Raw genomic sequence first — 5688 nt, 5'->3', positions numbered from 1 at the left:
CTGGGACCGGAAGGTCCCAGCGCCCGTCATTCGTCAAGACGCAGTGAGGCAGGTCACCTTCGTGGCATCGTTTGTCGTTAGGCGACTCATCGCCTCCATTTTCATCCTTCTCGCCGCCACCTACCTCATGTACATCCTGACGGCGTTGTCGGGTGACCCTCTTGAGGATCTGCGGGTCAGTACGGCGCCGAATAAGGCGCAACTCATTGCCGCTCGAACCGATCTACTCAATCTCGATGTGCCACCGTTCCTGAGGTACTTCATTTGGCTCGCTGGCGTGGGCCGGTGCTTCATCGGCCAATGCGACCTTGGCGTCACGGTGCAAAACCAGCCGGTGACGATCCTTCTGGCCCAGGCGGCCGGGTCTACTCTCCAATTGGTGACCCTCGCCAGCATTGTCGCGATCATCCTGGGCATCACCGTGGGCATTACCACCGCTCTTCGCCAGTACAGCGGGTACGACTATGGCGTGACGTTCCTCTCGTTCCTGTTCTTCTCCCTGCCGATCTTCTGGGTCGCGGTGCTGCTGAAGCAGTACATCGCGATCGGGTTCAACGATTTCCTTTCCGATCCGCAGATCGAATACTGGGTCATCCCGATCTTCGCGGTGATCTCGGGGTTGATCTGGATGTCGATCATCCCGCGCAAGGGGGTACAGAAGCTGGTCACCTTTGCGGTTGCCGCGGCCGCCACCGCGGGCATCCTGTTCTATATGGATGCCAGCGACTGGTTCTCCACCCCGCACATCGGCTTTGTCGGCATCATCATCTCGTCCGTCGGCGTGGCCTTCGGTGTGACCGTGATCTCAACGGGGCTGAGGAAGCGCCGGGCACTGTATGCGTCCCTGAGTGTCGCGGCCCTGGGCGTCGCACTCTACTTCCCTTTCATGTATGGATTCTCGGTCGGCCTCCCACTCTGGGGGCTGGTGTTGCTGGCGCTGCTGACCGTCGGCGTGAGCTTCGCGACCGGTTGGTTCTGGGGAGGTACGGATCGCATCCCGGTGGCGCGCACCGCGGCCATCACGGGATTCTTCGTCGCGGCACTGATCGCACTCGATCGGTTCATGTTCGTCTGGAACCAATACGCGAACTCGGGCAGGATCAAGGGTCGCCCGATTGCCACGATCGGCTCGGCCACCCCCGGCCTCGAGGGTTCGTTGTGGGTTCACGGAATCGATATCTTCACCCACCTCCTGCTGCCGACCCTCGCGCTGATCCTGATCTCCTTCGCCAGCTACACGCGTTACTCGCGGGCAAGCCTGCTCGAGGTGATGAACCAGGACTACATCCGCACGGCCCGCGCGAAAGGGCTCACCGAGCGCACCGTGGTGGTGCGCCATGCGTTCCGCAACGCGCTCATCCCGATCGCCACGATCGTCGCCTTCGACATTGGCGGCATCATCGGCGGCGCGGTGATTACCGAGAGAGTGTTCGGATTCGTGGGGATGGGGCAGCTGTTCCAGAATGGGCTCGACAAGGTTGATCCCAACCCCGTGATGGCCTTCTTCCTGGTGACCGGCGGGCTCGCTATCCTCTTCAATCTGCTTGCTGACCTCGTGTACGCAGGTCTCGATCCACGAATCCGGGTGTCCTGATGACGAACCTCGAACCGCCGGTCCCTCAGCCCGGCCACCACCGGCCGGGAATCACCGACAGTGAATCCTCGATCGAGCTGAAAGACATCGCGGGCCTCAGCCAGGGCCAGATCGTGCGCAAGCGGTTTTTCCGCCACCGCGGTGCACTGGTCGCCATGGTGATGCTGGTGTTCATCGTTGTGCTGGCGTTCACCTCGGTGGGGCCGCAATTCGGCGGCTTCAAGCCCGGCGGATGGTGGAGGTACACCTGGAACATCGCCGTGGAAATAGAGAATGCGGGTCGCCCCACAATCTCGTTCTTCCCCTTCACCCTGGGCAATCATCCATTCGGCCAGGATGAGGTGGGTCGAGACATCTTCGCCGTCGTGATGAGAGGCACGCAGCAGTCGCTCATGATCATGGTGATCGTGGGCTCAATCGCCACCCTCATCGGCACCGTGGTCGGAGCCATCTCCGGTTTCTACCGAGGAATTACCGATGCCGTGCTGATGCGCTTCACCGACATCATCATCACCATTCCGGTGATCGTCATCGGCGCGGTCCTCGGTCGTCGTTTCGGGATCGCAGGGGCACCAGTGCTGGCGCTGATCCTCGGCCTCGTGCTGTGGACGGGGCTTGCCCGGCTGGTGCGCGGCGAGTTCCTGAGCCTGCGTGAGCGCGAGTTCGTGGATGCGGCCCGGGTGGCCGGTGCTCGCGACCGACGGATCATCTTCCGCCACATCCTGCCCAACGCCATCGGCGTCATCATCGTGAACTCGACCCTGCTGATGGCGGCCGCGATCCTGATTGAAACCGGCCTGAGCTTTCTGGGATACGGCGTGCAGGCGCCAGACACGTCGCTGGGCAAGATCATCAGCGAGAACCAGGGCGCATTCTCGACCCGCCCCTGGCTGTTCTGGTGGCCGGGACTGTTCATCATTGCGATCGCGCTGTGCATCAACTTCATCGGCGACGGGCTGCGCGACGCCTTTGATCCACGTCAGCGCCGCATGCCCAACGATAAGGCCCTCGCCAAGGCAAGGCGCGTCGGCCCTGGCGGTGGTAGGCCGGATGCTGTCCCCGCGCCAGGGGGCGACCTCGATCGCGCGGCGACAGTGGTGTCGAGCCGCGGAGCCGGCATGCAGGGCAACGGCGGCATGGGCGGTATCCGCGGCTACAACGCCGATAAGCCTGACATCGACGACCGCCCGAAGTTAGGCGACAACTGATGCGGGTGCTAGAGCGCGATGCCCAGCACCGTAGCGACGGTAAGCACCCCGAGCACGATGATCACCGGCCAGTGGATGTCACGGCGCATGTTCCCGGTGTCGGAGCCCGCATCCAGGAGGCCGTCCTCGCGCAGCTCCTCCCAGTGGCGGCGGATCACGAAGGCTGCGGCTCCGCTGCCCGTGCTCAGGAGATCCCCCGGCCGAACCGCGCCCATTCCGTTGGACGCGAGGCGGGCATCGGAAGCCGCAGCGTTATGGGAGGCATAGCGGTTGGGGGCCGGGCTCGCCCAGGCCGCGATCGTGCCTTCACGGGTGTACAGCGTGAGGGCGTATTTCGTGTCGATGCGCTGGATTGCCGCCCATGGCACGGTGACCGTGCTGAAGACGTTGCGCACCGTGATCGCCTGTTCGGCGATGTCGAGGCTGGGTCGCCAGAACAGCGCGTAGGCAAGCGCGACCATCAGCAGCATTCCCCATCCGTAGCGCGCCAGGCCTTCGCCGTCGCCGGCGACGATGAAGCCGGCCAGGCCGAACACGGCGATGATCGCCACGACGACACTCAATACCCGACCGAACACGGGGCGAAAGGAAGTCGGAGCGAAACGCATTGCTCCAGCTTCGCAGATCGCTCGCTCATAACCGCAGGGAAGCTCCACTGATGGCAACAACAACACTCACGCCAGAAATAGTGCTCGAGGTCACCGGTCTCGGAGTCGATTTTTGGGTTGACGGCACCTTCTATCCGGCCGCAATCGACCTGAACTATTCGGTCAGGCGTGGCGAAGTGCTCGCCATCGTCGGCGAATCAGGCTCGGGCAAAAGCTCGAGCTCGATGGCGCTGCTCGGTCTGCTTCCGGCCAACGCGAAGGTCACGGGTTCGATTAAGCTGCTGGGTAGGGAACTGCAGGGCATCCCGGACCGGGAGCTCCGGCAGGTGCGCGGCAACCAGGTGGCTGTGATCTTCCAGGAGCCGATGACGGCTCTCAACCCGGTCTATACGATTGGATTCCAGATCATGGAGGCGCTGCGGTCGCACTTCGACCTCACGCCCACCGAGGCCAGGGAGCGTGCGATCGACCTCCTCACCAAGGTGGAGATGCCAGATCCACTGATCGCGTTCAACAAATACCCTCACCAGCTCTCGGGCGGCCAGCGACAGCGCGCCATGATCGCCCAGTCGATCTCCTGCGACCCGGTGCTGCTGATTGCGGACGAACCCACCACCGCACTCGACGTGACAGTGCAGGCAGAGATCCTCGATCTGCTGCGCAGCCTGCACAAGAGACTCGACAGCGCGATCATCCTGATCACTCACGACATGGGGGTCGTTGCCGACCTCGCCGACCACATCATGGTGATGAAAGATGGTCTCGCCGTGGAGACGGGTACCGTACTCGACGTCTTTACCCGGCCGAGCGCCGAGTACACGAAATCGCTGCTGGCTGCTGTGCCCCACCTGGGAGCCGCGACCCTCGAGACCTCCGAGCGAGTGGCCCCGGTGCGTACCGACACGCGTGAGGCCGTCCTGCGATTCGAGAACGTCGCGATCGACTACCCGAAGAGAGGCAGGGTGCCCGCGTTCCGTGCCGCCGAGTACATTAACCTCGAAATCTTCCCCGGCGAGATCGTCGGCCTGGTGGGGGAGTCGGGATCGGGCAAAACGACCCTGGGGCGGGCGTCCGTTGGCCTGCTGCCCATCGCCGAGGGCACGCTCACGGTCGTCGGCCACGACATATCCCATGCGAACCAGAAAGACCTACGCCCACTGCGCCAGAAGACCGGGATCGTCTTCCAGGATCCGGGCTCGAGCCTGAATCCCCGGATGCCCATCGGCCAGTCGATCGGCGAACCCCTGTTTCTCGCGGGCGGGGCCAAGGGCAAGGCCCTCGACCAGAGGGTGCAGGAACTGCTGAGCTCCGTCGAACTTCCGACCAGCTACCGCAACCGCTACCCTCACGAACTGAGCGGCGGCCAGCGTCAGCGAGTCGGCATCGCCCGAGCGCTTGCTCTGACCCCTGAGCTGCTGGTGGCCGATGAGCCGACCAGTGCGCTGGATGTCTCGGTGCAGGCCAGATTCCTCGACCTCCTGCAGGAGCTGCAGCAGCGCCTGCAGTTCGCGTGCCTGTTTGTCAGCCACGACCTCGCGGTGGTCGATATCCTTGCTCACAGGATTGCGGTCATGCATCGCGGTAGACTGGTGGAGCAGGGGACTCGTGACGAGATCCTGCGACACCCCAAAGACCCTTACACACAGCGACTCATCGCTGCCGTGCCGCTGCCTGATCCGCTTGCGCAGCGCGAGCGGCGTGAGACCCGTGCCGCCTCCAAGGCCTCGGAAGGCCAAAACTAGAAGGAACACGCTCATGGCAATTGCCACACGCTCGGACCTGCGCAACGTGGCGATTGTCGCCCACGTTGACCACGGCAAGACCACCCTCGTCGACGCGATGCTCCGGCAGACCAACTCCTTTGCCGAGCACGCCCATCTCGAAGAGCGCGCAATGGACTCGAACGACCTCGAGCGGGAAAAGGGCATCACGATTCTCGCCAAGAACACGGCGATCTCGTATAAGGGCATCCATGCTGCTGAAAATGGCACGGGCGGACCGATCACCATCAACGTGATCGACACCCCGGGCCACGCCGATTTTGGTGGCGAGGTCGAGCGTGGCCTGTCCATGGTCGACGGCGTGGTGCTTCTCGTGGACGCCAGCGAGGGCCCGCTTCCGCAGACCCGATTCGTGCTGCGCAAGGCGCTCGAAGCCAAGCTGCCGGTCATCCTTCTGGTCAATAAGACCGACCGACCGGATGCCCGCATCGACGAGGTCGTCACGGAGAGCCAGGATCTGCTGCTCGGGCTCGCCAGCGACATGCACGACGACTTCC

Annotated in this window: 5 protein-coding genes; 4 read left to right on the top strand and 1 reads right to left on the bottom strand. The window is 63.5% G+C overall.

Annotated features, from left to right (window positions below; genetic code table 11):
* Positions 1-61: 61 nt before the first annotated feature.
* Together RMN95_RS03760 and RMN95_RS03755 are read left to right on the top strand one after the other, a co-directional pair.
* Positions 62-1594, top strand: coding sequence for an ABC transporter permease (locus RMN95_RS03760; protein WP_309615623.1), 1533 nt, complete (start codon positions 62-64; stop codon positions 1592-1594).
* The gene (locus RMN95_RS03755; RefSeq protein ID WP_309615622.1) at positions 1594-2802 is read left to right on the top strand and encodes an ABC transporter permease; all 1209 of its coding nucleotides are present in this window, start codon (positions 1594-1596) and stop codon (positions 2800-2802) included. The genes RMN95_RS03760 and RMN95_RS03755 overlap by 1 nt, the downstream gene beginning before the upstream one ends.
* 8 nt (positions 2803-2810) lie before the next feature.
* On the opposite strand, the gene RMN95_RS03750 is transcribed toward RMN95_RS03755, so the two are convergent.
* A complete protein-coding gene (locus RMN95_RS03750; RefSeq protein ID WP_309615621.1) occupies positions 2811-3410 on the bottom strand; it encodes a PH domain-containing protein in 600 nt (199 codons plus the stop codon).
* A gap of 50 nt (positions 3411-3460) precedes the next feature.
* Here RMN95_RS03750 and RMN95_RS03745 point away from each other — a divergent pair, with 50 nt between their 5' ends.
* Together RMN95_RS03745 and RMN95_RS03740 are read left to right on the top strand one after the other, a co-directional pair.
* Positions 3461-5152 carry an ABC transporter ATP-binding protein gene (locus tag RMN95_RS03745; protein WP_309615620.1) on the top strand — a complete coding sequence of 564 codons (1692 nt, stop codon included), beginning with the start codon at positions 3461-3463 and terminating at the stop codon, positions 5150-5152.
* A 13-nt stretch (positions 5153-5165) separates the two neighbouring features.
* Positions 5166-5688: GTP-binding protein (locus RMN95_RS03740; protein WP_309615619.1), on the top strand; the 523-nt coding region annotated here is incomplete at its 3' end.

Origin of the sequence: Salinibacterium sp. (genome assembly GCF_031364185.1) — a bacterium.
In the GTDB taxonomy this organism is placed as follows: domain Bacteria; phylum Actinomycetota; class Actinomycetes; order Actinomycetales; family Microbacteriaceae; genus Rhodoglobus.
The sequence above is the reverse complement of the archived record's forward strand: the minus strand, read 5'-3'. Positions and strand labels throughout refer to the sequence as shown.

Coding starts and splice junctions, on each gene's coding strand:
- RMN95_RS03755 (WP_309615622.1), top strand. CDS start 1,594: ATGACGAACCTCGAACCGCCGGTCCCTCAGCCCGGCCACCACCGGCCG.
- RMN95_RS03750 (WP_309615621.1), bottom strand. CDS start 3,410: ATGCGTTTCGCTCCGACTTCCTTTCGCCCCGTGTTCGGTCGGGTATTG.
- RMN95_RS03745 (WP_309615620.1), top strand. CDS start 3,461: ATGGCAACAACAACACTCACGCCAGAAATAGTGCTCGAGGTCACCGGT.